Genomic DNA, 24,328 nt, shown 5'->3' with positions numbered 1-24,328 from the left:
CTTAATTACCTCCAATCAAAGAAGTAATCTGCTCTAGTACATGATCAATTTCAGCATTTAAAGAAGCTCTCTTTTCTTGATAATGATGTATCAAATCCATTGGCTCTAAAATCACTTCTTCCTTTTGGGCAAAACCGCATAAGTCAATGTTATAGTTCAAAGCTGCGATCTCATTAACTGTATATTTCTTAGTTTTTGGAAAGCCGTCAACTTGGACTTCTTCTCGATTTTCCCACCAATTTAAGGCTGGTTCAAAATGTTCCAGCTTCATTGGTTTTGTCTTCGAGAAGTTTTTATAACCTTCTGGAATATCCAGGCGATAAAACCAAGTTTCCTCTGTTGGGTGCGTGTTATCAAAGAATAAAATGTTTGTTGTAATTGTGGTATATGGTGCAAATACGCTACGTGGTAATCTCATAACCGTGTGAAGATTGAACTCCCCGAATAATTTCTTTTTGATATTAACTTTGGCATTATCCGTACCAAACAGGAATCCATCTGGAAGGATGATGGCACATCTTCCGTTTTTCTTGAGTCTGTACATGATGATATTCATAAACAAATCAGCAGTCTCAGAGCTTCTAAGGTCTGATGGAAAATTGACTTTAACGCTTTCCTTTTCATTGCCACCATATGGCGGATTCATAAGGACTACATCAAACTTCTCCATCTTTCTGTATTCCTTGTAATCCGTTTCTAACGTATTGCCATGAATGATGTTTGGGTTGTCAATATCATGCAGCAGCATGTTGGTAATACATAGAATGTGCGGAAGCGCCTTCTTCTCCACTCCATAAACAGAGTTACTGTAGACCTCTCTGTTTTCAAGGGAGTTGCCCACCTGCTTCTCCAGGGAATTTAGAGCAGAAACTAAGAAACCACCTGTACCACAAGCAAAGTCCCCAATTTTTTCACCTAGAATCGGCTTAATCACTTCTACCATAAAATCGGTTACCGCTCTTGGTGTATAGAACTCCCCTGCGTTACCTGCACTCTGTAGGTCTTTCAGGAAAGATTCATAAATTGTACCAAATGCATGACGTTCTTCATATTCTGTAAAATCAATTTCACCAATGATATTTATAACTTGCCGCAGTAACACGCCATCCTTTTGATAATTGTTGGCATCTTCAAATGCATATTTCACAATGACCTGATTCATTGGCGTTTCATCATCAATTTCAAGATTTTTAAGGGTCGGGAAAAGCGTGTTGTTAACAAAGGTTAACAAGGAATCGCCAGTAAGTGCTTGACCATCTTTCTCATCTACAGCCCAATCTCTCCACTTTAAGCCCTCGGGAATGATTGATTTGTAATTATCATCGTACAGTTCCCATGCTTCTTCTTTTGCATCATAAATTTTTAGGAATAGAATCCAGACGATTTGTTCGATCCGTTGAGCATCGCCATTAATCCCTGCATCATTTCTCATAACGTCTTGAATTCTTTTAACAAAATTAGTTACTGCCATTCTTGTTTACCTGCCTCGTCGTGTTAGTTTATGGTGTTATGCGTAATAAATCTCGTTCTCTAATTCCTGAACTGCCTTTTGATAAGCCTCTTTTCCACCAAAGGCTTTAACTATTTTCATCGGGCTGCCAAACTTGGAAAATTCCTTAAGTTGGAGTACTTTGGTTTCTTCAATTTCCTTGATACCTTCATCGGCATACTTATCAAGCAATGTTTCTAATACTTGCTGTGCTAATTCAGAATACTTATAAAGATAATGACGTTTTTTTACGTTGTTTGCTCTTTCAGCTTTGGTGAGCGGAGGTTTATCATAGGCTAAATGACAGATTAAATCGAAATCATCCAGTTCAGTTTTACCTAATTCTTCTCTTACCGCATCCAACAATACGCCTTCATCTTTTAATTCGTCAATGATGGCTTGTTTTTTTTGAGCTTCTGTCCATGTTTTAAGAAAATCATCTAGCCTTGCGTACTGTTGCAGGATATTTTTCTTAGTATAATCTATAAGACTTTCGGTAATAAGCTTACCATCCTTATCCAGGTATTGAACCCTTTCTGAAAGGACTTTTACGACAATATCACCTATATAATACTTTTTAGGTTTGTCATTATCATTAAAAGCATCCGTATTATAATCCCCTCTTGTTTCAATGATGCCACTTGCATGACTGTGACTCTCTGTTTCATAAAAATCCTCTTCAATTATTGGCTCGATTACTGGCTCATTGCCATTTATCTCTAAGACGACTTCTGGCTTTCCATCAAATGCGGGGTCAGCAAATAATCTACTGGCATTACGAAAATCCATGATCGTGAAATATGTCTTTCCGTATTCTTCGAGAAGCCTTGTTCCTCTTCCGATAATTTGTTTAAACTCAGTCATTCCATTATCACCAAAATTGTTGTCGAGCACAATCAATTTACACATTTTCGCATCCACACCAGTAGTCATTAACTTGCTAGTAACTGCAATAACAGGGTATGTACTTTCTTCGTCGATGAAATATTCCAGTTGTGCTTTTCCTTCATCATTATCCCCTGTTATACGCATGATATATTTATTATTTGCAGCATACAAATCCTTGTTTGCATTAATCAGAGCTTGTCGCATTCGCTCCGCGTGTTCAATATCCACACAGAAAACAATCGTTTTGCTAAATCTGTCTGTCTTCTTTAAAAACTCAGTAATCTTGGCTGCAATCACCCTCGTCCTGTCATCAATAACCAAGGTTCTGTCGTAATCCTTGACATTATATTCTCTATCCTCAATTTCAAAGCCATATTTATCGACTTTCCCAATCTCTGGTCGATACCCTTCAAGGTCCTTATCAAGGCCAATTCTTATCACTTTATATGGGGCTAAATAGCCATCATTAATCCCTTGCTTTAAAGAATACTCATAAATAGGCTCACCAAAGTAAGCTTGGCTTGAGGTTTCCTTCGTTTCAATAGGTGTAGCAGTACATCCGACATGGGTGGCTGATGAAAAGTAATCCAAGATTTTTCTCCATGCAGAATCCTCTTTTGCGCTGCCTCTATGACACTCGTCTATAACAATCAGATCGAAGAAGTTCGGTTGAAATTGCAGATAGGCTTCTTCTCCGTCATCACCTGAAAGCTGCTGATACAGAGCAAGATAAATCTCATAGGAACTGTCTAGGGTTCTGTTCTCAACCTTTGTCATTTTACCGCCAAATGGCTTGAAATCACCTGATATCGTTTGGTCTACCAATACATTTCTGTCCGCTAAAAATAATATTTTCTTCTTTAAGCCAGCCTTCCAAAGTCTGTATATGATTTGAAATGCCATAAAGGTTTTACCCGTTCCAGTGGCACATACCAATAATACTCGATCTTGTCCCTTTGCTACTGCATCCACAGTTCGATTAATAGCTATACGCTGATAATATCTAGGGATCTTGTAATTAGGCACATAATAATAAGGTTCGAGAAGCACCTTTTCTTCTGCATCGGTTACATTCTTATCATTTAAGTATCGTCTATATAAGTCCTCTGGCGAGGGGAATTCTCCAAGGCTTAGTTCACTTACTTCACCCGTGATTAAATTTTGCTCAATAAATCCATCCCCATTGGAAGCATATACATAATAGATGTCGAGTGCTTTTGCATAGGCAATGGCTTGCTGCAAACCTGCACCAACTGAATGATTGTTATCCTTTGCTTCAATGACAGCTAGAGGAAAATTGTTTTTATAGAACAGAACATAATCCGCTCTTTTCCTCTTGCCTCTGGTTGTGACATTACCACGAAGTATGATTCTGCCAGCCGTAAAAGCATATTCCAGACGAATTTGTTTTTTTATATCCCATCCTGCATTAGTGATTGCTGGTGTGATATATCTGGCTTTGATATCTTCCTCAGATAAATTTTTCTTTGTCATCTGCTTAGTCCTTTCCATCTGATTTTATCTGGATGAATATTATGAGTTCTTATCAAACGTGGTTATGTATACAAGCTAACTATCAGAATTGGTTCACGCTGATCACTACTATAATCCAGTTTGAATTTAGTTCTATGGACTTGATCCACATCCCGACTAAAAAAACTTTTATTTGACAATGATTCCTTGCTATTCGTCATCTCTCACCTTTGGAGAATTAATCTTAAAATGCAAGATAATGCATGGGTAAATATTCCTAACCCTATATTAACATGTATAAATACATGGGGATATAAAAATGAGGACTCAAGTTGAGTCCCCTACATTTGTTTCATCTATACGTCTTAGCCAGGCATCGAAATAACTTCTGCTGAGGTTCTCCACCCAATGATTACATAATAGATAATCATAGCCATAGATCGAATACGGATCAGCGTAGAATCTTGGACGTCCGTTTATATTCCGCTGTTCGGTCAAGGAAAAGGTTGGGTCGACCTTCTTCAATATGGGGTACGTGATGTTGAAGGTTCTTTTGGTATAGTCTAACCGCTGCAACCGCTCAATCTCTTGCGCAGTTAATACATCATTCGCAATCAAGCGTTCAAAACTGGATTTAACAAAAGCACCAATCTTTATTTCCTCAGATCCTTTAAAATCGGCTGGCATTTTCTCAATCTTAACTGTGCTTATCGATTGCCCTATACTCTGCTTATCCTCCGCAAAAAGATAATACAGTTGTATACTTCGCATAAACAGCTCCGAAGTATCAGAAACAGAATTGGATAAGGCTGTAACCACATTGAAGATTTTCTCCTTGAAGTCTTCATTGCACAGAAGCTCAAAACGAAAATCTAGACCGTTTGCATGGAACAGCTCTTGAAGTTCGGCTATGTAGAGTTGCAACGGTTCACGTATTGCACCATATATTTTCGGAGCAGCAAAAATAATAATTCCAGCATTCAAATTGAAATACCCATGAATCGCCATAGCAGTACGAATCATTTTCTTCAGTACTCTGGAAATTGTTTCTTCCTTGGAGCCGTAATTCAAGCCATTCTCATGAAAAGCTACATCTATACCGTATATACTCTCAACACCATTTAGCCCTCCAACTTCCATACCCAAAGCATCAATCTCAGCCTGTTGGAGTAGTTGGGAGAATGAACTGTTCTGCTTAAACAAATCAAGGCTGTATTTCTGTTTAAAATATAGGTCTGAATCTTTCATCATACTCTCGACGACAGCTTCGTTATGAATTTCCCACGACTTCACCGATGGCTTCCAGTTCAACTGAACAAGCTGACAATTCTTTGCATGTCTCAGCCATGAGAGCATCAAGGATTCTCCGATTTCTATTTTCAACAGAGCTACACCTCATCACCAATTTTTCTGAATGCAGTCTTTTCTCCAAGTGTGACTGAATCCACTTCCCAACCAGCGTGCAGCCATGACTTAGATTGTGTATTCGTCAATGCATTAGCCCACCACGGACGATATTTACTCGCAGATGCAGGCAGTGCGAAACCTAGTATCGCTTCGATTTGGCCTATAGTCATAATCACTTGCTTTCCTTCAGCACTCAGTAAATATCGATAAAGTGAAACGTATTTCCCAACGATATACTCCGTAAGATTCTTCGGCTGATCTCTATGTTTTTTCAATGTGCGCTGTATAATAACTTCAGACGGTGACTCCAGAGAATCTCCAGATATCGCCCCTTGTCCTTCCAATGCTCGGGTCAACTTTTGCAGCATATAGCCAATCCCCGTACAATCACTTAGAGGAAAAAACAATTCCTGTCCTTGATTAAATACAGTCTTAGCTCGATCCGCATAATGCTTGCCGCCCAGCACCGTAATCTCCTGATATTTGAATAATCCCTTGCTTTCAGCCTGCTCTTTCAATTGAGCGATAAGAATGGTCTCACTGGAAGGCTTAATGAAGGACACGTTATAGTCCTCTGGAATGATATCCTCAGGATATAGAAAACCATATTTTGCAGACAGAATTACCCAATGATCGAAGAAGGTTTTAGCATACCTTTGACAGGCCACCGCAAAAACACCAGTATAAACGTTCTGCGCTTCTACAGGTCCAATTGAAGGCTGTTTATCCCAAATCTTCGCGGCACCGCAGGGAATAATACAAAGTGATTTATCTCGATTCACTAGCGAGCACCTCAATTCTGTAAAAATCTTGGTTATTCAAAGGTTCTTTATACAACTCGTTCACTTGCCAAAGTCCACTTCTTCTTATTTTTTCATGGGGTGACGACATCCCAAGCCATTGAACAGAAGGAGTGCAATCATCACATAATGATAGCGTAGATATGAGCCTGGATTCCAAGGATAAGCGCTCTGTTTTATCTTCAATAGCCAGCACACAAAATGAGAAATGCTTCTGAATATATTCACTGACCCTGCTCTCGATATTTGACTGATATGCTAGATCTATTAAATGACCATTATTAAGCTTAGCTTCCCGAGTTGTAAAATCGAGTTCCCATACACTTGCGTATGGATCTTTGTCTCGGTTCAACAGGCACCTACCTATGTTCTTGCGAAATATACTTCTATCCTTATTCTCCTGAACAAAATGCTGCTTCAAACGCGACCTAAGTTGATTAGGGCCTGTGTGGGTACCAACTCGAACGATCCGATCTGTGTCATGCCCGTATTCCCCCGTTTCAAAAAGCAAATAGACCCCATTTCTGGGGATCAAGTTGTCCTCGAAGGGAAAATGATGCCGAGTCATTTTATTGACGATCTCATGTAAGCCACAACAGTGTTGGCTCATACAGATTAGCCCCCTTAAGATCTAAAAAATAATGATATTCAAGTGTTAATAAATGTAATCTTAACACAATAAGATTGCTAATGGTTTATGATATAATGAGCGAAAGGAAGGTGAGCAGGATGTCCATTTCCAAGGAACAATTGGAACAGAGCTTTCAGGGCAAATCTTACGTAGACCTTAAAGACTTGGTCCAGCTAATTGAAGAGAACTTTGGATTTAACGTTACGTTGCAAAGAAAAGATGGGCAGCCTACATTTACTGATGAACAGAAGAAGCGAATGACTTCAGTCATTTTTAAAGATGAAGATGTTCTGTCCCAACTGCAGCTAGCTCAAAAGGATCGTAATGATGGAATTTCCACATACAGTGACAGCGAAGAGGAGTTTGCACAATTACTGAAAGAGGACCAGAATGAAATCTGACCGATTCAAGGTTCTCTGGACCACCTACGCATGGGTAGCTCTTGCCAGAATGAAGGAATATAAAGTAGATTCCATGAACGTCTTCAGACGTTCTAAGTCTGTATTAGCCGATGAGCCGAAATACAAAGCTGATGAAGTCTCTGATTTCCCTGGTTTTGAGTTTAACGGGTACTTCTGGGTGCTAATCGGCAATGTGATCATTATATACAGGATTGACGAGGATCTTCGTGAAGTGTATGTCGATGCTTGTTACTTTGCCAATACTGGGATGTCCCATTATGTATTTTGGGAATCGACCCAGATGAAGAATAGCCTAGCCCACAATGTAATTACACATGGGCTAGGCTATCTTTTGTCGTATAATTCTGCTTTCTCAACAAGCCAGATGCTGATCTTCTGTTCGGTAATTTTTCCTAATGCCGAAGAATTCCAATTGAGACAGCATCTTGTTATAAGGAACACTAATTATTATGTTCTGGCAAAGCTACATAAGGTCTGCTGACTGAATATTTATCTAACTCGTGATTACCTTTTTCAAAAAATTCTATCACTTCATCGTTCCAATATCGTATAACATTATCATCCTTTAAATATTGCAGAGACCTCATTATTTTGGAGGGTTTATACATTGAAGTCTCTGGCACATACTGTGATGTTTCTATACTTGTAACATTCAGATTCTCCCTCAACTGCAAAGCCGTTTCAGTGCCAGCTTTTAGAAGTTTTTCGTAATTTCTATGCAAATCGGGCCGTTTTGCTTTCAATAAAGCTTTAATATTTTCGTATTCATACTTGTCAATTATGGATTCAGCATAATATGGCTTCACTGTTCCGTCTTTAAGGTCTAAATATACATGATTAAAGAAATCAATATCAACAATACAGCCATGGATATTGCCAGACCCGCCAAATGCTTTTATGCTATTCGATATTGAATTTAGTGCTTTGTAATAATCCGTGAATATTAACTTAATAGCATCAGAATAAAAGTTCATCCTTTCAAAATAATACTCTATGCCACTATATTCTAATGATTTTATTGCACCTCCGTTCAATAAACTCAATTTTCTATTCTTGTTATTTTCAAATATGAAACAATAAATACCAGATCTTTTGAGCATGTGGATTTTACCGTTTGTTCTATTAAAGGTCATATTGATCCCTAAAACCCTGTTGAAATCGATATATTGCTCCCGTGTAATAGTATGAATCCCATCTGGATGATACAGAAAAATATCACATTTTCCAGATAGTGCAAAATACTTCAGTCCAGCCTTTAGACCCTTATATCCAATTTGATTATCTGCATATACTGTATGATCTCCAGAACAACAATACTCATTTCGATGCGTATGACCACTTACATATATCCATTGAGAATTGTAGTCTTCTCTATTCCAGTCTTCTTTTGGGTTATGGGTTAGAACAATAATCGGCTTGATACTTATAGCGTTATTTAATATCGTATAGATTGTTTCAAAACGTTTGGTTTGCTCAATATCCTCTGCCAAAGAGGTAATCGTATTTCTGTAGATTCCATTCGTTGCATTAAAACTTGAATTATATCCTGAAAAACCCAATCCCCCGAAGATGTTAAGCGAACTTTTCAAACAAGTTTCTTTCAGTGTTTCTGCTGGTAATGTTAATAATTCTTCTTCTTTAATGACTACCTGCTGCCCATCCTTCAGTATTAATAACTCGTTATGCAAAAAACAGATATTTAGCGCAGAGAATAGCTCCCGATATTTATAAACAATATCTTCTAAACTCTTGCTATAATCATCTGGTTTACCATTTCGGTTAAAATCCCATAATTCATGATTTCCAAGCACAACTACAATATGACTCGGATTCCATAGCTTCGCCAATTCCTCATAAAAAATAGCTGAGACTTCATAATTAAAAGAAACATCCCCTGCTAGCAACAAGTAATCAGCTGAAGATTTCTGTGTAGCCGTATTAACCATTTGACGTACTAATTTCCTAATAAACCATACTACTTCCTGCTTTGTTGCACGCTTTGGAAATTTTCTAATAAGTTTATGATCAATGTGTATGTCGCTTACATAGTAAATCTTTCTTCTGTCATCATTCAGAGTAATATCAATATCGGAATCATGCAAAATGGCACTAGCTTTAACAACCTCATTTTTAGCAGATAGCATCACACCAAATTCTTCATTATACTCTCTGAATGCGGCATGATAAAATGAGTCATCATAAATCTGTTGCGCCAGCAAGACATCATTGCGAATCAAAGCTCCTTCTATGTTAAAGTCGGACAGATTGACATCTAAAAAATCACAATCATATAAATTCGCATTTTCTAAATCTCCGCCTACATATTCATAGAAATGTGCAAAAGATTCAAACTCTACAGTTTCACTTTTTTCTCTATAGTGGATTTGTTCTTCTACTATAAATTTTTTGATTTTTTTCTTGTAAAATTTCAGGTTTATTGTTCGTACCTCTATTTGTCGTTCCAATTCAATGATCCGTGGATCTTTGTTAATTTTTTCTGGAAAGCGTCTAACAATTGCTCTGATATAAGTACGATCACTAGATGACATTTCTGCGTGATCGAAATATTTACGATTAAGGCTTTCTAAAAAGAATACACACGCTTGTACCGAAAACACACTTTCCTCTACGTACAAATAAGATCGCCAATTTTTATGTACCGCCAATTCACAAAGCTCTTTTGATTTAAAATGATCTGGCACATATTCTAATGCTAATGCATTATTATCAACTGCTTGAGCACATAATGTTTCGCTTTTATGACTGTCTGGCACAAACTCTAAAGCCAAACCATTCTGCTCAACAGCCTTCTCGATAATTTCTTTTGAAATAAGTGTGTCTGGCACATATTCTAGCGCTTTACCATTTTGTGAAATAGCTACTGCACAAAGGTCTTTTGATCTTTTTTCCTTAGGGATACGGCGAAGAGTTAGTCCATTTTGTCTTACCGCTTCTAGATATAATTCACTACTACAAAATTCATTTGGTATATGAAGTAACGCCATTCCATCATTTTTAACGGCTTCCATACAGATTTCCGTATTCATTAGGTCTGCTGAGATACATCTAATCACCCTACCTTTCTGTTTCACAGCCTCTAAGCATAATTCAGGAGTATGCATAGTCTTAGGAATCACCTGTAAGGCATAGCCTGTCTGCTGAACCGCAAGCATACACCTTTCTGGCGTTTTTTCTACTCTTTCAATATAAAAACCATCTTTTCGAATCTCCGAGAGGATATCTTCTTCATTGTTTCTGACAACCAAATTTGACATTTTGTTTTACACTTCCTTGTTATGTATTATTTCACACTTGTTTCAAGCATAATTTATACTATATTCAATGAAGCTTATCACTTATAGGTTAAGAGTTATCTTTCTACGTGCTGAGTGCTGAATCCTCTATACTCAGAAGAACACTCGTTCACCCCAAAAAGAGGTCTTGAACTCAATGTTCAAGAACCTCCTTTTCAAATCCAACATATTGCTCGATTAGTTTCATTAATTCTTCACCGTTAACAGTCAGAATTGATTTATTTTCTGCACATTCTAATGCCTGCTTAGTGAATTCACCTGTTGTTATATAGAATCCTTCAACTGCATTGAAATCAATTATCGCGCTGTGGAATTTTTGAATATCTGGTCTGCCTACCTTAGGAGATGTGTATCTTTTGCACTCCACTAATCGTACTTCCCCATTTCTCCGAAGAATAATGTCTTTGCCACCATCTCCAGTACGCTTAGTTACCTCGCTATCAAAACCAGCACAACGAAATACACGTGCCATATACTCTTCAAATTCAAAAGGACACATTTTTTTTAGATAATCCAAATTCCTCAAGAGTGATATCTGCCTTTTCTCTTCCTGCTCACGTTCCATTTGAAGGCTAATAAGTTCCAACTTTCTTTTATTTTTTACTTCATGAATAATCCAAACCGATAACAAGCACAAACCTACCAAAGCTATAATAAAGGCTGTTTGAACCAGAGAATTTTGCTTTGAGAAAAACGATTCTATATTTTGAAAGGCCGATACAATAGCCTTTATTATGCTGAATGCTACAAAGATCAGAAATGCTATCAATACCAAGATCACTTCTGAGCTTCCTTTTTTGCTTCTGTAAGATCTGCTGCGTCTTCTTCTTGCCATTATAACACCTCCCTGACGGGCAATATTATTCCCTACAGATAACGGATTTAGTACAAGTGACAACATAACTGAGAAGACTTCACCATAAATATAAACAAAGGAATGAATAGAGGGGGATTAACAATGGGAAGCAATGAGCCTGTTTCATCAAAACAATTTCTGAGTAAAATTGAAGAAGGTCAGGCCAAAATGTACTACGACATTGGAAAACGAGTACATAGTTATTTCGAGGATACATTTAAAGAGGTGAAGCAATACCTACAACAATTCCCCCCACAAAATGGAGGCGCATTTATCGAAGAGGCTGAATCAAACAGTCAATTACCTCATAACTACGAATTATTGCAGCAGGAAATTCAGAAACTCAAATCCATCAACGTAAATCAGAAAGCTCAGATCCAAAAACTCAAAGAAGAGAATGCACAACTTTTACGTAAAGCAGCAAAACCAAGTTCAAGAAAAATGAAAGATAAAAGTGAACTGGAGACGGATACTTTAAGCAACCCCGACGAAACAGAGCCCAAAACGAGAAAAACAAGAACTCCGAAAAATACGAAGTCACTTGAAACCTTAACGTTAGAAGACTCAACACGTGAAAATCAGTCTGAGCCTTGGGATCATGAATCTCTGGACCAGTACAATGATCAGGTTAGTAAAGACAATAAAGAAACCTCAGAACTAGATGAACCCTAACAATTATACACTTACCGTAATTATAAATTCCATCATACACACTTGCCGAAAGGAATTGATCAGTTTCCTTGTAAAGGATACTGTATCTGTTCTTTTTTTTGTAATAAACGCTGTTACGGCAATGATTTTGTCTTTATCTGTTAAGGTAAGCGTATAGGGTTACGATCGGTCCCCTATACGCTTACCTTAATATTGTTACAAATGACTGATTGATCCTGATACACTTACCGAGAAACTTACCACAATCAACCTTTAACTCACCGTAGCTTAAACATTACCTTTATCATGGAGCATATCTGCTATCCCTTTGAGTTTGTATAAAGTTTTCAAATTGGATGAAGCGCTCATCAGCAGAACGACCGTTTTCTCGTATGTATTTGGAAACGCCGATTCAACTCCAAAATGAATTGCATTGCGAGAATCCCTGACGACATCAGACCAATAAAGTATTTCCTTTATCATCGGTATTGAAACTTTTGATTCTTTTATCAGTTCTCCGAACAAATCATGTCTGCCTTCATATAGCTTCACAACCTGCTGAACTCTGTTCATAAAATTAGTTTCATTTCTTAATTTCTCAATAAGCCAAAAGAATAATCGAATCGTTCACATGCACTTTACTCATTACTTGAACAGAAAACCTATTCCCGTTCATCATTATTCTTCATTTCACATTCATTATTTTCTCATATTTTATTTTTCGTGATCTTACAATTTAATCCTTCAACACAACAAAAAACCGCCTCCAATATAGAGAACGGTTCACAATAATTCTGACTTAATCGCGTATTCAATTTTCCCGTTCTGATCAATAGTCAGGTAAGCTAGAGCAAATTGCAGTAATTGTTTCACGTCATGGACAGGTAATCCTTCATGATCACTTTTTATTATGTTCATAAGCTTCTCTGTCTCTTGAATAACCATCTCCTTATCTTGTTTTAAAAAATCCAGTTTATGTGTGTAGCGTGCATACATTTTCTTAGCAGCCAATAAGTTTTTCTCATTATAGGCATTAGCTAAACTGAACGCCTCGTAGACATCCCTATCTTCACTTTTCATCTTTCCATACTCTTCAATCCATGATTCGTAATGCACTTTGTTGTTTGAGAATTCTTGAATTTGCTTTTCATAAATTTCCGTTCGATGCTGTATGCTAGCTACTTCATTTTGAAATCGAACATATACAACTTCCGAAATCCTCGTAACGTCGACTGACCGCTGGGTTTTTCTCCATATGGCTTTAATAATCGGCAATAATTTTTCCGACCCTACCTTATAGTTACACTCCTTGCAGATATAAAAAATATCACCGTAGACCTTCCCGCTGTCTTTATTCTCGGAGGTCATATCTTTACATTTCAAACGTTCGTTGCAATCTGCACAATACAGCAGTCCATTCAATACATTCTTTGTGACATAGAATTGAGCAAATTTAAGCCCTGCGTTCTTCAAAGATTCTTCACCATCATAATAATCTCTACGATTTTTATAAATGAACCAGGTTGTTTTCCACTCCTCAAGTGTCACAACGGGTTCAATAGAAGTATTGGTTCCTTGTAGCCACTCCGTTATTTCTTTATTTACGGTTAAATGAGAAATGGAATTGCGACGATTTAACGTCAATACTCCCGCATAAAAAGGATTCGTTATAATCTCTTTGATATGATTCCACTTCCAGTCCCGCCCTCTTCTTGACTCTTTGGGCAACATTCCTGCAATTGCCCTGAAACCCAAATTCCCCTGTTTGTAGAGAGAGAATATATTTTCCACATGTTCTATTTCATCAGGAATGGTCTCAAATTTCTTCGTATCCTTAAGATACCTATATCCATATGGAGCTGTGCCGCCCGTCCATTGCCCTTCTCGATTTAATGTTCTCATCGCTCGTTGTGTATCTCCAGCAATCTTGTCCCCCTGATACTGTGAGAAACTGTCGCGAATAGTTTGCGATAATAACTCACCTTCGTCATAACGGGTATTATTGTGAAGCACATATACGGGAATTTTATACTCCAGAAATTTCTTGCGAATTTCACGGTGTTCTCTAGTATTTCTTGCCAACCGATCTTCAGCCCATACCAGAACAAAATCAAATACCCTCTTCTGTGCATCATCAAGCAATCTTTTTAACTCTGGCCGTTCATTCAACTCCTTCTTTCTTGCCGATACCGCACTATCTAAATAACTGCCCATGAGACTTAATTCATACCGCTTTACGAACTCCTCACAAGCACTTTCCTGGGAATCCATTTCTTGCTTATCCGTCGAATGCCTTCCGTAAAATGCACCCTTCATTCCAGGTTTTATAAAGTCAGTTATAATCAAATATCCACCTCCGTGTATTTACTTTGACCATGACTCCATTCAATTCTCAGTATTTTGGTATTTGCCATAATCCCTGCACTCATTGATATAAGAAATTGGATTAACTCGTCTCCCTCAAATTCCAATAATCTGGATTCCAGAACAAACTCGGCCGCTTTCAAATTAGGTGATGAAGCGTATTTCACCATGCCTTTAAACGTTTCAATTTCACCCTTAATGCAACTAATATCCTCCTGTATGAGATGATATCTATGCTTTATCATTTTTAATTCATCCTTATTGCTATTCGACTTATCAAGCATATAGTGCTTGGTTTTTGTTATTAACGAAGAACCGATGGTACTGAGATCGAACTTTAACTGAAATAGTCTGTTTTCTAAATCTGTTGTTTTTCCAGCTACATATTTTGGAAACCGTTTGTCTAATTCCAATGGTAGCTCACTTAAGAGAAACTCCTTGGCTGCTTGTAAATAGCCTCCTTCAACTTCCTTCTTCTTAATCCTAAGACCGTGCTTCTTGCATACGTATAACCCCTCAACGTCTTTATAACTATAATTTTGGGTTATCATCATATCTCCACATATTGAACAGGTGATTTTGTCTTTAAGTAGATATACGACATGATGTTTGACATTCGTCCGTCCAGTTGAGTAAGTTGCGAACTTCTCCTGAATCTTCTTCCAGTCTTCATCTTCAAAAATACGCAGGTGAGGAACCGCTGTACGCACATCCCCATAACTCAGATATCCATTGTAATACTGATTACCGAACATCCCACGTACCCGAGAATCAATCCATTCCTGGGGGATTATTCGTTGTGATTTTAAGTACTTCACATAATTAGCGAATGACTTGAAATCTTGAGCGAGAAATACATTGAACATATTTCGGATCACTGCAATCTGCTTTTCCTCTTTCTTCATTATTCCAGAGCCACTTTTATCTTCTGCTTTGATTAAGCTGTAGCCATAAGGCGTTTGGCCTCCTGGGTTCCCTCCCTTCTTCGCTTTTGCTCGTTTACCCGCTTTGATCCCTTCAACAATCTTATCCCCCTCCAGCTCGTTCTTCGCTCCGAAGATGGCCTCAAGAATTTCCCCTTCCTCGGAATAAATCATTGGAGGTTCGCTTTCCTCCGAGAAGATAACTCTGATCTTGTACTTTCTAAAAATATCGTAAATCTCAAGATGCTCACTCAAATTGCGTGCCAAACGACAACGTCTGCTAACAATCACATTCTGCACGATGCCCGTCTGGATATCAGACAATAGTCGATGTAACTTAGGTCTCTGAAATCTGCTATTGCTGCGCGCCGAAACTTCGGGATCAAGGTATCTTTCATCGATAAATAATTTTTGTTTGAACGCGGCAAGTTCTCCTTCACTAATCTGTGACCTCATTGAGGTTTTTTGGATTTTTTCATTTATTGAATGTCTTGCATACAACGCCGTCTTCATTGAAGCTCCTGATTGCGCTTATTCATTTCTTCTTCAACAATTCGCTGGATGACCTCAAGAAACAAATCGTGATATTGTTTGGCCGCTGCGGGATCATTCACGTATTTCACGGAATGAATTTGGGCATCCTGAATCTCTTGGTACCTTTTTTTCATAGGTTCAATCCCTTTCTAGTATTTGAATTTAAAGGAGGCTGCGTATGCAGGAAATCGGTCAACAAATTCGTCAGATCCGAAATCGGAAAGGCATTAGTCTTAACGCTTATGCGAATGAACTCGGCGTTTCCTCGGGCTATCTTTCCAATCTGGAAACAGGTAAAACTCAAAACATAACTCTTAGTGTTCTGGAACAACTTCAAAAGGACCTTAACTTAATCCCGTTTCCTGCGGACAGCGGAGATGAGATTCAGATGCGACTTGATCGGGTATACGAACTTCTTGTAAATTTGCAAAACTATAAACCTGATGCCGTTGAATATTTGCTTCGATGTGTCGAAGAAGGAGCCGAGGCCTTTCTGTCTCATTACACCTCCTCACCTCGGTAATTGGTAATATGTGCTTCTTTAAGAAAAAGTATTCATAACCATGAACAAATATTTACCATCGTGAAGAGAACTAGCTTCATACTCATAAATATGCGTTTATAGCCGTGAATAATGATCGAACTAAAGGGGAGTCTAACCAGCAATAGGTTAGCTCCCTTTTTGCTTGCATTATCAGACTCATTGCCATGCAAAAAAAGGAGAGTCTATCCCACCTCAGGAAGACTCTCTTCTTTATGAACAAAGCTAATTTGATACCCACTAGCGTGTTCTGAGCCAATGGTCTCAGTAAGTAGATGTGCAGCTGCTCTTTCTTTTAGCGTCTTCTCCCAAGAAGCGAAGTGTTCCGCTAACTTCTCAAATGTTTCGGAATGTTCGATTTCCTTAAGATTGCCAAAACAGATCTGCTGCGAAGGAGTGTTGACAGTAAAACGGATCTTCAGGTCCATCGTGCCTTCCCCCTTTAATACAACCTATGTAGAGGAACGACGAGGACAACCCTATAATCGTAAATCTAATTTTTGGCGCATAGAATAAAGGACCAGCCCTTCAGGAGGATCAGCCAATGAATGTAGAGAGCACCACAAGCCGTTTTGTGGCGATTTATTGCCGCGTATCCACCGATGAGCAAGCACGTGAGGGTGTTTCCTTGGATGAGCAGCAGGAGCGCCTTAAAGCCTATTGCAAGGCCATGGGCTGGTCAGACGAGGTAATGTTGTTCATTGACGATGGCTACTCTGCAAAAAGCACAGATCGTCCTCAGCTTAAGCGGTTGATGACATACATAGAGAATGGTGAAATCTCAAAAGTTATGGTGACCAAACTGGATCGGATGAGCCGCCGACTGCTCGATTTGCTCACGCTGATTGATATGTTCCAACAGCATCAAGTCGCGTTTATCTCGATCAGTGAATCGTTTGATACGAATACACCATCAGGTCGTTTGACACTTCAAGTACTAGGCGCTGTCGCAGAATTTGAACGTGAGCGTATTCGGGAACGTGTCCTGGACAATATGTTCCATGCAGCTAACCAGGGGAAATGGCTGACCCAGAGTCCCTACGGATATCGCCTTGAAGACAAAGTCCTTGTCATCCATGAACCAGAGGCAAAGAATGTGCGTCAAATGTATGAACTATACCTCAATCAAGGAATGGGATTCTTCGCAATTGCCAGACAACTGAACGAAGAAGGTATCCCTTCCAGGCACAACAAAGAATGGTCGATTCGTTCCGTTAAACTGTTGCTTACCAACCCTGTCTATAAAGGTACTTTTGTATGGAATCGTGTGGATTCAAGCAAGAAGAAAAGAACCATAAATGACGATAAAGATTGGATTGTCATTGACGATTGCCTACCTACTATTATCGACAAGAACACTTGGGAAAAAGTGCAGACCAAAATGAACAGACCAAGCATCGCCCCCCGCGCCCAGACCAGCCCTCATCTTCTCGGCGGCATACTGAAATGTGGAAACTGCGGCTCAGGAATGAGCATTGGTTGGTCAGGATCACGAGACAGACGTTACCGCGTCTACCGCTGTTCTGCTAATAAGAACAAAGGAACCTGTACAAGCAAGCAGTACAAAGCCGATGAAGTGGAGTCCTGGTTTTTGCAGGGGTTAGCAGGTTTATCTGATTCACTTAGCCTTGAGTTAGTTCCTCATCTCGTTGAGAAAGCCCGTAGCAACCACAGCAGCCGTGGCGATCAACAAATCACAGCAGCTAAAAGTCGTTATAAGCGGAAGGTCGAAGCCTATACCGCTGGACTGATTGAATTGCAGGATCTTAACGAGGAGAAGCAGCGGATGGAACAGATTATTCAAGAGAATCAAAGTTCGAATGAACAGGGAGCGAAAATACAGGTGGAAGAGCTGAAGGAAATGCTTGAGAGCAAGATTAAGACGGTTCTGGATGCGATAAAAGCGCTGCCTGTTGAGGAGGCTAAGGTGCTGCTTCGAACGCTGGTATCGAAGGTGACTGTTTTGGGGGAGGAGGAGTTGGATGTTGAACTGCTATTTGTTTAATCGAAGGATAATCAGACAATGAGGGTAATAGTGTGCAACATATATTGTCTAAAGGTTCAAGCATATGATAATAATGGTGATTACAACCAAACTAAGGAGGTAAATATTATGGCTTTCTGTGATTATTGTAAGGAAGGAATTGGCCCAAAAAATAACTATGAAATTATTATTCATGATTTAGGTGCATTTGGAACTCATGATTATTGCAAAGATCATATGTTATATAGATTAGCAAAAATAAACAAAGAAAAAACCCTTGATAAGAATCAAGGGAATATTGAAAATTAAAAACCATATTTACGCTCGCGTTTTTCAAAAGCTTCCTGGCCACCCTCAAGTATTTCACATACATGTTCTTTTATCCCTTTTTTATAGAGCGTACCAACAGCATTATCATCAATAAAGGCACATTCTAAAGCTCCAGAAACATACTCAAACCTATACTTTTCATTTTCTTTTTCAACCTGTTGTCCTGCTTGATTTGCAACAATAACTTGTTCCGCATCCGTTAAAACTACAAGATTAGCATTATGGGTAACGATTATAATTTGACGATTATTTTTTTTACTTTTAATAAATCCATTTAACTCAGTATAGATAGTTCGATTATCAAGATTGTCTTCTGGTTGATCGATTAATATAGGATGTGTAGAATTGCTAAGATGCAAAAAAAGCTGTAATAAAATCATTCCTCTTTTACCAGGAGACATATGAATAAAAGAATCATTTTTCTGACTAAGATTAAAATCAAAATAATAATAATCAGAAAACAAAGCAAGTACAGCTGCTTTTAATTCATATGTACTTTTAAGTTTCAATTCATTATTAGTTAAAATATTCAGAAAAATATTCTTGATTTTCAATTCGTGTTCACCCAATGTTGTAAAGATAATTTCATCATTTTCATCAAAACATCCAGGTAAACCTTTATATAACTTTTTCTGCCTGTTAAACATTTCAGTAAATTGTTTAAAGAATTTTTTTGTGTCAAATAAATTTGTTGTAGTTAATTTCATGTCCTCAGAGATACTATTATATTCTGATTTATTAAGTTCTTGTACTACCTCTTCACGTTTATTTATAATTAATGAATATTCTTCAATTATACGACTGATTTGTTCTTCATACTTTTCTTTTTCTAAGACTAATTGTTTCTCACTTTCGGTTATAGAATTTAATAAATCCATTTGATAGTCCAGACTCTTTTGAAGTTCTTCTGCCCGAGATCTATTTTTAAACTTCGCTAAAAATGGAGATAAATCCAATTCAATTATCTCACTTAGTTTATTGGCTTGAGAAATCAATAAGTTTATTTCATCATACTTTACATGCTTAGATATTTCACTCATTGTAGGATGAAGCTTAGCTTCTAATTCATCAACAATTACTTTTACTAATGAATTATTTTTTTCTTCGAACGTGGTTTGTTTATTCAATTTATCGATTTCTTGTTGAATTTGCATTAAATAAATAGATGTATGATGTTTTACTTCCCTTTCGAAAATTGTCAACGACTCTAGCACCCAATTTAAATGATACATTTCCGTGGCATTATCATTTCTAATTTTCATCAAATTTTTATATTGTTCTTCTTCCTTTTCTGAAAATCCAGAATTAAACCTCAATTCATTTATTTCACTTTGAATTTTATGGATTTCCATAATGATTGAATTTTTATCACCCATTTTACTAATTTCTTCAGTTTTGTTTTCAATATCTTCTTTACTAATGAATAATGAAATTATTTCTTGTTCTATATTTTTAAAACTCCTTGCTATATCCTCCATTTTATTATGGAAAAATCCCTTAAATAAATCATTTTGAAGTAAAATATCTAAAATTATATCTCTTAAATTACCTTGTCCCTCTTCATCTGCCAATTGATGTATATATAATTGAGGTATATATGTAATCTGATGCATTGCTCTACTGTCATCCTCGTCCTTCAAAAAGTTCGTAGTACCATCAGCCCATTTAACTTCAAAATTAAAGCTTTCATTTTTTTCAAAATCGTACAACTCATTTCCCAACTTTTCCTTTACCTGCTTGGGATCAATAGTCTTAGCAATATAATGAAGGAGCAAGGACTTACCTGAAGACTTTCCTCCAATTATTACATTAAGTCCATCGTTTAGTTCAATCCATTGATCGCTAAATTCTTTTGTTTGGCGGGTATCAGAAAATCTAATCTTATCGATAACCAAATACGATATCTTCTGATTTGGTTTATTTTCTGATATACATACACGGGTTTCTGGTTCATGAATAATTTGTCTCAATCCATTAAAATTAGGATCAGCTTTTATCCACGTCATTTTATTGCTCGGATATATTCCGTATTCCGAATATTTATGGGCATCGCTACCTGCAATTCCAGGTTTATGTGCATTATTCAATGCCGCTTGAAAATCTTTAATGAAGTCAGCATTTTCAGACGTTTGTTTACCAATAAAAAGGTCTACCGTTTCTTGTTTTCTTGTCTCAAATATATGAGCTAGTCCTAAAAAAAAAGTATCTGATATAGGAAATGTCTTCCAGTCTAATTTACTTAATCCATCACTTGTATCATAAGGAAGAAGAACATAGCCCTGGTTTTGAGGTATGCTGCTCATTGCTGATACAAAAGACTCCTTTGTTACCTCAGCTACCATTGACCCAAACTTTAATTTATCTGCTTCATCCATATTATCTGGATCTTTAAAGCCACGTGCACGTTTCTTATCAGCACCTAGATGGTCTGAAAGAGATATCAATGCTTCGTTTGATATCTGCCTATTCACAACCCCTAGCTTTAGATGGGATTTGAAATCATACAATTGTTGTTCTGTTAAATAATTTGAAAGTATAACATGAATATTCAACCTGTAATTCGTAGGTGACTCAATTCTGAGTTCCATACCAGGTAATACTGTTTTCTTTAATTCCCATCCTTCCAAATTAACTTCCTTCATAAATTCTAAATAACCATCAAATGTCCAATAATCCATTATACCGAATACAGATACATCCGAATCGTTAATTGTGTTAAGCATAGTTTTAAATGATGCTTTTCTTTCATCCTGTGTCATTGTTGCAAATCTTTGACCCTTCCAATGAAAAGAAGCAGGAGTATGTACATGTAAATCCCATTTTCTCCACTCAGAACCTTTAGGAAACAAATATCCTTTCATACTATCCCCACTATCTTTCAGTATTTTAACAGTTAAATTCGACTTTTAATGGCAGAATCCTCCTATTTCTCTTATGAATCACTTTTATTTCACAATTACTCGTAAGCACCTTAGCAATACGAAGGCTGGGCTTCCTACTGGCATCAGCGCATCGTTCGCGAACTAGATCTGACCGAAGAGGAAACAGTGGAATACGCAAAACTGAATTCATCCGTCGTGCAGCCCTCACGGCAAAGCCTGAATCCTTACTATCTGGGGCTGAAAATCTTTGAAGACATCGAACGCCGCTGGGACCGCGAGAAAATCTTTGAAGTACGTGAGCTGGAATCCGATACCTCTTTTATCCGCAGCTATCTATCTAAGGAATTGGTGAACGACCTCGATCTTTATGTTTTTGAGAAAAAAGGCCCCGAATGGAAAATCACCGATAAAGCATGGGAAAATGTACGCGATCAACTGGTGCTCGCCCGGGTCAATGGGGGGTCTCCTTACTTGGTCATTGAGGATGCAGACTTCGAGAAGAATGGTGAATTATTTATAACTCATCGCTATGAAAGCATCGAGCTGGATCTGAAGTACCTGGAGCGCACACTCCCTCACATCTACTCTTTATGGGGGCGGACGGTTCATCTACAGACGGTTGTGGAAGACAAAAAGGCGCGTTTTTCATACGATGGCAAAAAGGTGCAGCGGAAGTTTATTTAGAATTAAAAAGCGGCAGACCTAAACGGGTATTAACACCCTGGTCTGCCGCTTTTTGCTTTGGCTAAAATGAGGATTCAGATTCTTTTAACGACTTCGAGAAATATTTTGGAGCCTCAACAAATCCTTGCCGAGCATAAAATCTATGCGCATCAGTTCTTCTGGAATGACAATGTACCTGAATGTTATCACAGTTTCTTTTTCTAGCTAATTCAGCGCAATACTCCTCAAGCTTACGTCCAATTCCTTTGCTCCTAATGGCATTACTCACCACAAGATAACTTATAATTGCAGTCTCTCCTACCAGACCTAATTGGGGTATGTAATGCATGGAAATACAAGCTACCACTTTATCATCTTCCTCAAAAACCAATAATTCCTCATCCGGATGTAGGATTAGCTTTTCTATTTTTTCTTGCATGAACATTTCTGTATTCGGATATCCCAACTGTTCTAATAATTCCTCTATGTCTTGCCAGTCATCTGCTCTCGCTTCTCTAATCATCTGCTTCACTCTCCGTTATTTTCGAATTACCTTATTAATTGACTCTATTAAACTACGGAAGATCATACTCGTCAAACGTATTAATTTCGATGTATAACTCCTCCAAGGTATCTACGTTTCCCATATGGGAATTCCTAAAAAAGAAGGCCCGCAGCGGTAACACGCTGCGGACCTTCATCGACACCCTCATATCGACTTAATAACTGCACATGGCAAATGCCCAGGTGAACGTAACGTAAGGAAGTTTAAAAATGTAGGCGCGTAGCGTTCGCCTTTGTCAGCGACATAAAGTCCAAACATTTCAGAAATTACAATTATCACCGAGCGGTATTTGCCCTTATCGACTATTCAGTCAACTTTTTCACAGGAACGTAAATCTCCATCACTGTATCTGGCCGCGAATGGCAGCGTTCATCGTAAAACTCAAAATCCAGCTTAGTCTCGTCATAAACGTAACCACTATCCTTAAACCATTCTTCGAAGATGTACTTCCAGCTGCTTTTTATGACTTGGGCAAACTGTATTTGCTCTGTATCCGTTGAAGTATCCACCGGAGGTGTTGTAAACACGGCATATTCGGCTTCTGGCACATCCATCGTCAACATATCAGCTTCTACCTTGGAGTAGTCCTCAACAATAACACCCAAAAGATAGGTGGCATTGCCGTTATCTGAAGACGGAATACATAAACCAACTTCTCCGTGTTTAGGCGGGTTTAGTATTTTATACATTTTGGACTCCAGGTTTTCACCCTCATAATGGCTCCAAAAAGAAGCAATATCCTTAGTGTACATACTACCCGCAACATTAGTTTGGATACCATAACCAGCCACCTTAAAAGCAGGCTTACGAACAAAAACAGGATTCATAATATAACCTCCGATATCAAATATTGAATTTCCTTTACTAAACCCATCCATCCGCGCCGCATATTGTGTCGGACTATAACCAAAGGTTTTGCGAAAAGCTTTAGTAAAGCCACTTTGTGTTTCAAAACCATAGTCCAGCGCAATATCAATGATCTTTTTTCCAGCAAATAATTCAATTGAGGCTAAGGATAATTTTCGGCTCCGCACATATTCCATCACAGACATTTCCTTGCACAAGCTGAACACTCGGCAAAAATGATACACCGAATATCCGACCTCAGTCGCTATTTCTTCCACCGTTATATTTTCTTTGATATGAGCTTCTATATATTCAACACATTTTTCTATATCTTTACTGTAATTCAAGTGCAGCACCAGCCTTCCCCCGTACGGTGATTTCATTATATCAACTGCGCATGAGATGGACTGTTCCTGTTTTGCTGAGCTGCATTATTGCCTGTATAAAAAAACAGAGCAGCGTGCCCCTCCATTTACAGAAGGATCACAACTCTGCGTATTCTTAGTCACCATCATTTTGGTTAAGCCTCGAAGTAGACAACGCTGGATTCACGTAACCTACTTACACTTCAGTTGCTCCCTACGACTGACTAAAGGACCCAGATGACGTTATTTTCCAAAATATCGCCTTTTGAGCGGAGTTTCGGACTCCAATGCAGCTATTACTCAAAAAAAGGCTCATATTTAGGGTTTTTCCTGCTAATAGCGACCATGGGGCCCGATAGCCTGCGAAATATGCTCACAATCTACGTTTAGGGTCTCCTGT

General features: G+C 38.1%; 21 protein-coding genes and 1 pseudogene. 7 read left to right on the top strand and 15 right to left on the bottom strand.

From position 1 onward, the window contains the following. Position 1: 1 nt before the first annotated feature. The 5 genes from NSQ66_RS08685 to NSQ66_RS08665 form a co-directional block, all read right to left on the bottom strand. The gene (locus NSQ66_RS08685) at positions 2-1,471 is read right to left on the bottom strand and encodes a class I SAM-dependent DNA methyltransferase (protein WP_076316679.1); all 1,470 of its coding nucleotides are present in this window, start codon (positions 1,469-1,471) and stop codon (positions 2-4) included. Positions 1,472-1,507: 36 nt separating this feature from the next. Continuing rightward, on the bottom strand, positions 1,508-3,871 hold the full coding sequence (locus tag NSQ66_RS08680; RefSeq protein ID WP_076316680.1) for a DEAD/DEAH box helicase family protein: 2,364 nt from the start codon (positions 3,869-3,871) through the stop codon (positions 1,508-1,510). A gap of 306 nt (positions 3,872-4,177) precedes the next feature. Next, positions 4,178-5,233 carry a hypothetical protein gene (locus tag NSQ66_RS08675; protein WP_339279655.1) on the bottom strand — a complete coding sequence of 352 codons (1,056 nt, stop codon included), beginning with the start codon at positions 5,231-5,233 and terminating at the stop codon, positions 4,178-4,180. Positions 5,234-5,238: 5 nt separating this feature from the next. Further along, positions 5,239-6,039, bottom strand: coding sequence for a DUF6884 domain-containing protein (locus NSQ66_RS08670; protein WP_076316682.1), 801 nt, complete (start codon positions 6,037-6,039; stop codon positions 5,239-5,241). Next, the gene (locus NSQ66_RS08665; RefSeq protein ID WP_076316683.1) at positions 6,026-6,667 is read right to left on the bottom strand and encodes a hypothetical protein; all 642 of its coding nucleotides are present in this window, start codon (positions 6,665-6,667) and stop codon (positions 6,026-6,028) included. The genes NSQ66_RS08670 and NSQ66_RS08665 overlap by 14 nt, the downstream gene beginning before the upstream one ends. Positions 6,668-6,786: 119 nt before the next feature. On the opposite strand from NSQ66_RS08665, the gene NSQ66_RS08660 reads away from it, so the two are divergent. After that, positions 6,787-7,089 carry a hypothetical protein gene (locus NSQ66_RS08660; RefSeq protein WP_076316684.1) on the top strand — a complete coding sequence of 101 codons (303 nt, stop codon included), beginning with the start codon at positions 6,787-6,789 and terminating at the stop codon, positions 7,087-7,089. Further along, entirely contained in the window at positions 7,079-7,591 is a 513-nt protein-coding gene (locus tag NSQ66_RS08655) for a hypothetical protein (RefSeq protein WP_076316685.1), read from the top strand. Before NSQ66_RS08660 ends, NSQ66_RS08655 begins: the two co-directional genes overlap by 11 nt. On the opposite strand, the gene NSQ66_RS08650 is transcribed toward NSQ66_RS08655, so the two are convergent. Beyond that, entirely contained in the window at positions 7,551-10,385 is a 2,835-nt protein-coding gene (locus NSQ66_RS08650; protein WP_076316686.1) for a DUF4116 domain-containing protein, read from the bottom strand. The two genes, NSQ66_RS08655 and NSQ66_RS08650, sit on opposite strands and share 41 nt — an antisense overlap. A 172-nt stretch (positions 10,386-10,557) precedes the next feature. Beyond that, positions 10,558-11,259, bottom strand: coding sequence for a restriction endonuclease (locus NSQ66_RS08645; protein WP_179088413.1), 702 nt, complete (start codon positions 11,257-11,259; stop codon positions 10,558-10,560). A 123-nt stretch (positions 11,260-11,382) separates the two neighbouring features. On the opposite strand from NSQ66_RS08645, the gene NSQ66_RS08640 reads away from it, so the two are divergent. Beyond that, positions 11,383-11,952, top strand: a complete 570-nt coding sequence (locus NSQ66_RS08640; RefSeq protein ID WP_076316687.1) for a hypothetical protein — start codon at positions 11,383-11,385, stop codon at positions 11,950-11,952. 267 nt (positions 11,953-12,219) lie between these two features. On the opposite strand, the gene NSQ66_RS08635 is transcribed toward NSQ66_RS08640, so the two are convergent. The 4 genes from NSQ66_RS08635 to NSQ66_RS08620 all read right to left on the bottom strand — a co-directional run bounded on the left by NSQ66_RS08635 (position 12,220) and on the right by NSQ66_RS08620 (position 15,886). Next, positions 12,220-12,504, bottom strand: a complete 285-nt coding sequence (locus NSQ66_RS08635; RefSeq protein ID WP_076316688.1) for a hypothetical protein — start codon at positions 12,502-12,504, stop codon at positions 12,220-12,222. A gap of 210 nt (positions 12,505-12,714) precedes the next feature. After that, on the bottom strand, positions 12,715-14,277 hold the full coding sequence (locus tag NSQ66_RS08630; RefSeq protein WP_076316689.1) for a recombinase family protein: 1,563 nt from the start codon (positions 14,275-14,277) through the stop codon (positions 12,715-12,717). Then, the gene (locus tag NSQ66_RS08625) at positions 14,274-15,731 is read right to left on the bottom strand and encodes a recombinase family protein (protein WP_076316690.1); all 1,458 of its coding nucleotides are present in this window, start codon (positions 15,729-15,731) and stop codon (positions 14,274-14,276) included. Before NSQ66_RS08625 ends, NSQ66_RS08630 begins: the two co-directional genes overlap by 4 nt. Next, the gene (locus NSQ66_RS08620) at positions 15,728-15,886 is read right to left on the bottom strand and encodes a hypothetical protein (protein ID WP_179088414.1); all 159 of its coding nucleotides are present in this window, start codon (positions 15,884-15,886) and stop codon (positions 15,728-15,730) included. The genes NSQ66_RS08625 and NSQ66_RS08620 overlap by 4 nt, the downstream gene beginning before the upstream one ends. Before the next feature lie 44 nt (positions 15,887-15,930). Between NSQ66_RS08620 and NSQ66_RS08615 the strand changes: the two genes are divergently transcribed. Next, positions 15,931-16,275 carry a helix-turn-helix transcriptional regulator gene (locus NSQ66_RS08615; RefSeq protein ID WP_076316691.1) on the top strand — a complete coding sequence of 115 codons (345 nt, stop codon included), beginning with the start codon at positions 15,931-15,933 and terminating at the stop codon, positions 16,273-16,275. A gap of 203 nt (positions 16,276-16,478) precedes the next feature. Here NSQ66_RS08615 and NSQ66_RS08610 read toward each other — a convergent pair whose 3' ends face one another. After that, positions 16,479-16,721 (bottom strand): hypothetical protein, encoded by a 243-nt coding sequence (locus NSQ66_RS08610; protein ID WP_076316692.1) that lies wholly within the window; start codon positions 16,719-16,721, stop codon positions 16,479-16,481. A gap of 116 nt (positions 16,722-16,837) precedes the next feature. On the opposite strand from NSQ66_RS08610, the gene NSQ66_RS08605 reads away from it, so the two are divergent. Both NSQ66_RS08605 and NSQ66_RS08600 read left to right on the top strand, forming a co-directional pair. Beyond that, positions 16,838-18,298 carry a recombinase family protein gene (locus NSQ66_RS08605; RefSeq protein WP_339279651.1) on the top strand — a complete coding sequence of 487 codons (1,461 nt, stop codon included), beginning with the start codon at positions 16,838-16,840 and terminating at the stop codon, positions 18,296-18,298. A gap of 108 nt (positions 18,299-18,406) precedes the next feature. Next, on the top strand, positions 18,407-18,586 hold the full coding sequence (locus tag NSQ66_RS08600) for a hypothetical protein (protein WP_076316694.1): 180 nt from the start codon (positions 18,407-18,409) through the stop codon (positions 18,584-18,586). Here the strand turns inward: NSQ66_RS08600 and NSQ66_RS08595 are convergent. Then, a complete protein-coding gene (locus NSQ66_RS08595) occupies positions 18,583-21,468 on the bottom strand; it encodes a TrlF family AAA-like ATPase (RefSeq protein WP_076316695.1) in 2,886 nt (961 codons plus the stop codon). The genes NSQ66_RS08600 and NSQ66_RS08595 overlap by 4 nt on opposite strands. A gap of 120 nt (positions 21,469-21,588) precedes the next feature. On the opposite strand from NSQ66_RS08595, the pseudogene NSQ66_RS08590 reads away from it, so the two are divergent. Beyond that, a pseudogene (locus tag NSQ66_RS08590) lies at positions 21,589-22,173 on the top strand (SpoVR family protein); the annotation flags it as partial. A gap of 61 nt (positions 22,174-22,234) precedes the next feature. On the opposite strand, the gene NSQ66_RS08585 reads toward NSQ66_RS08590, so the two are convergent. Both NSQ66_RS08585 and NSQ66_RS08580 read right to left on the bottom strand, forming a co-directional pair. Beyond that, positions 22,235-22,675: a GNAT family N-acetyltransferase gene (locus tag NSQ66_RS08585; RefSeq protein WP_076141388.1), complete on the bottom strand. Its 441-nt coding sequence runs from the start codon at positions 22,673-22,675 to the stop codon at positions 22,235-22,237. Between the two features lie 344 nt (positions 22,676-23,019). Beyond that, positions 23,020-23,946: an AraC family transcriptional regulator gene (locus tag NSQ66_RS08580; RefSeq protein WP_235219505.1), complete on the bottom strand. Its 927-nt coding sequence runs from the start codon at positions 23,944-23,946 to the stop codon at positions 23,020-23,022. Between the last annotated feature and the right edge of the window lie 382 nt (positions 23,947-24,328).

It is taken from the genome of Paenibacillus sp. FSL H3-0329 (assembly GCF_037963285.1).
Lineage (GTDB): Bacteria > Bacillota > Bacilli > Paenibacillales > Paenibacillaceae > Paenibacillus_AQ > Paenibacillus_AQ odorifer.
Note: the sequence above shows the minus strand (reverse complement) of the source record. Positions and strands in the feature narration are given on the sequence as shown.

What these genes read in the sequence shown, in the direction of transcription:
- NSQ66_RS08645 (WP_179088413.1), bottom strand. Translation starts at nt 11,259, where the DNA reads ATGGCAAGAAGAAGACGCAGCAGATCTTACAGAAGCAAAAAAGGAAGC.
- NSQ66_RS08640 (WP_076316687.1), top strand. Translation starts at nt 11,383, where the DNA reads ATGGGAAGCAATGAGCCTGTTTCATCAAAACAATTTCTGAGTAAAATT.
- NSQ66_RS08655 (WP_076316685.1), top strand. Translation starts at nt 7,079, where the DNA reads ATGAAATCTGACCGATTCAAGGTTCTCTGGACCACCTACGCATGGGTA.
- NSQ66_RS08685 (WP_076316679.1), bottom strand. Translation starts at nt 1,471, where the DNA reads ATGGCAGTAACTAATTTTGTTAAAAGAATTCAAGACGTTATGAGAAAT.
- NSQ66_RS08635 (WP_076316688.1), bottom strand. Translation starts at nt 12,504, where the DNA reads ATGAACAGAGTTCAGCAGGTTGTGAAGCTATATGAAGGCAGACATGAT.
- NSQ66_RS08600 (WP_076316694.1), top strand. Translation starts at nt 18,407, where the DNA reads ATGGCTTTCTGTGATTATTGTAAGGAAGGAATTGGCCCAAAAAATAAC.
- NSQ66_RS08595 (WP_076316695.1), bottom strand. Translation starts at nt 21,468, where the DNA reads ATGAAAGGATATTTGTTTCCTAAAGGTTCTGAGTGGAGAAAATGGGAT.
- NSQ66_RS08605 (WP_339279651.1), top strand. Translation starts at nt 16,838, where the DNA reads ATGAATGTAGAGAGCACCACAAGCCGTTTTGTGGCGATTTATTGCCGC.
- NSQ66_RS08610 (WP_076316692.1), bottom strand. Translation starts at nt 16,721, where the DNA reads ATGGACCTGAAGATCCGTTTTACTGTCAACACTCCTTCGCAGCAGATC.
- NSQ66_RS08625 (WP_076316690.1), bottom strand. Translation starts at nt 15,731, where the DNA reads ATGAAGACGGCGTTGTATGCAAGACATTCAATAAATGAAAAAATCCAA.
- NSQ66_RS08665 (WP_076316683.1), bottom strand. Translation starts at nt 6,667, where the DNA reads ATGAGCCAACACTGTTGTGGCTTACATGAGATCGTCAATAAAATGACT.
- NSQ66_RS08620 (WP_179088414.1), bottom strand. Translation starts at nt 15,886, where the DNA reads ATGAAAAAAAGGTACCAAGAGATTCAGGATGCCCAAATTCATTCCGTG.
- NSQ66_RS08615 (WP_076316691.1), top strand. Translation starts at nt 15,931, where the DNA reads ATGCAGGAAATCGGTCAACAAATTCGTCAGATCCGAAATCGGAAAGGC.
- NSQ66_RS08660 (WP_076316684.1), top strand. Translation starts at nt 6,787, where the DNA reads ATGTCCATTTCCAAGGAACAATTGGAACAGAGCTTTCAGGGCAAATCT.
- NSQ66_RS08680 (WP_076316680.1), bottom strand. Translation starts at nt 3,871, where the DNA reads ATGACAAAGAAAAATTTATCTGAGGAAGATATCAAAGCCAGATATATC.
- NSQ66_RS08580 (WP_235219505.1), bottom strand. Translation starts at nt 23,946, where the DNA reads ATGAAATCACCGTACGGGGGAAGGCTGGTGCTGCACTTGAATTACAGT.
- NSQ66_RS08650 (WP_076316686.1), bottom strand. Translation starts at nt 10,385, where the DNA reads ATGTCAAATTTGGTTGTCAGAAACAATGAAGAAGATATCCTCTCGGAG.
- NSQ66_RS08585 (WP_076141388.1), bottom strand. Translation starts at nt 22,675, where the DNA reads ATGATTAGAGAAGCGAGAGCAGATGACTGGCAAGACATAGAGGAATTA.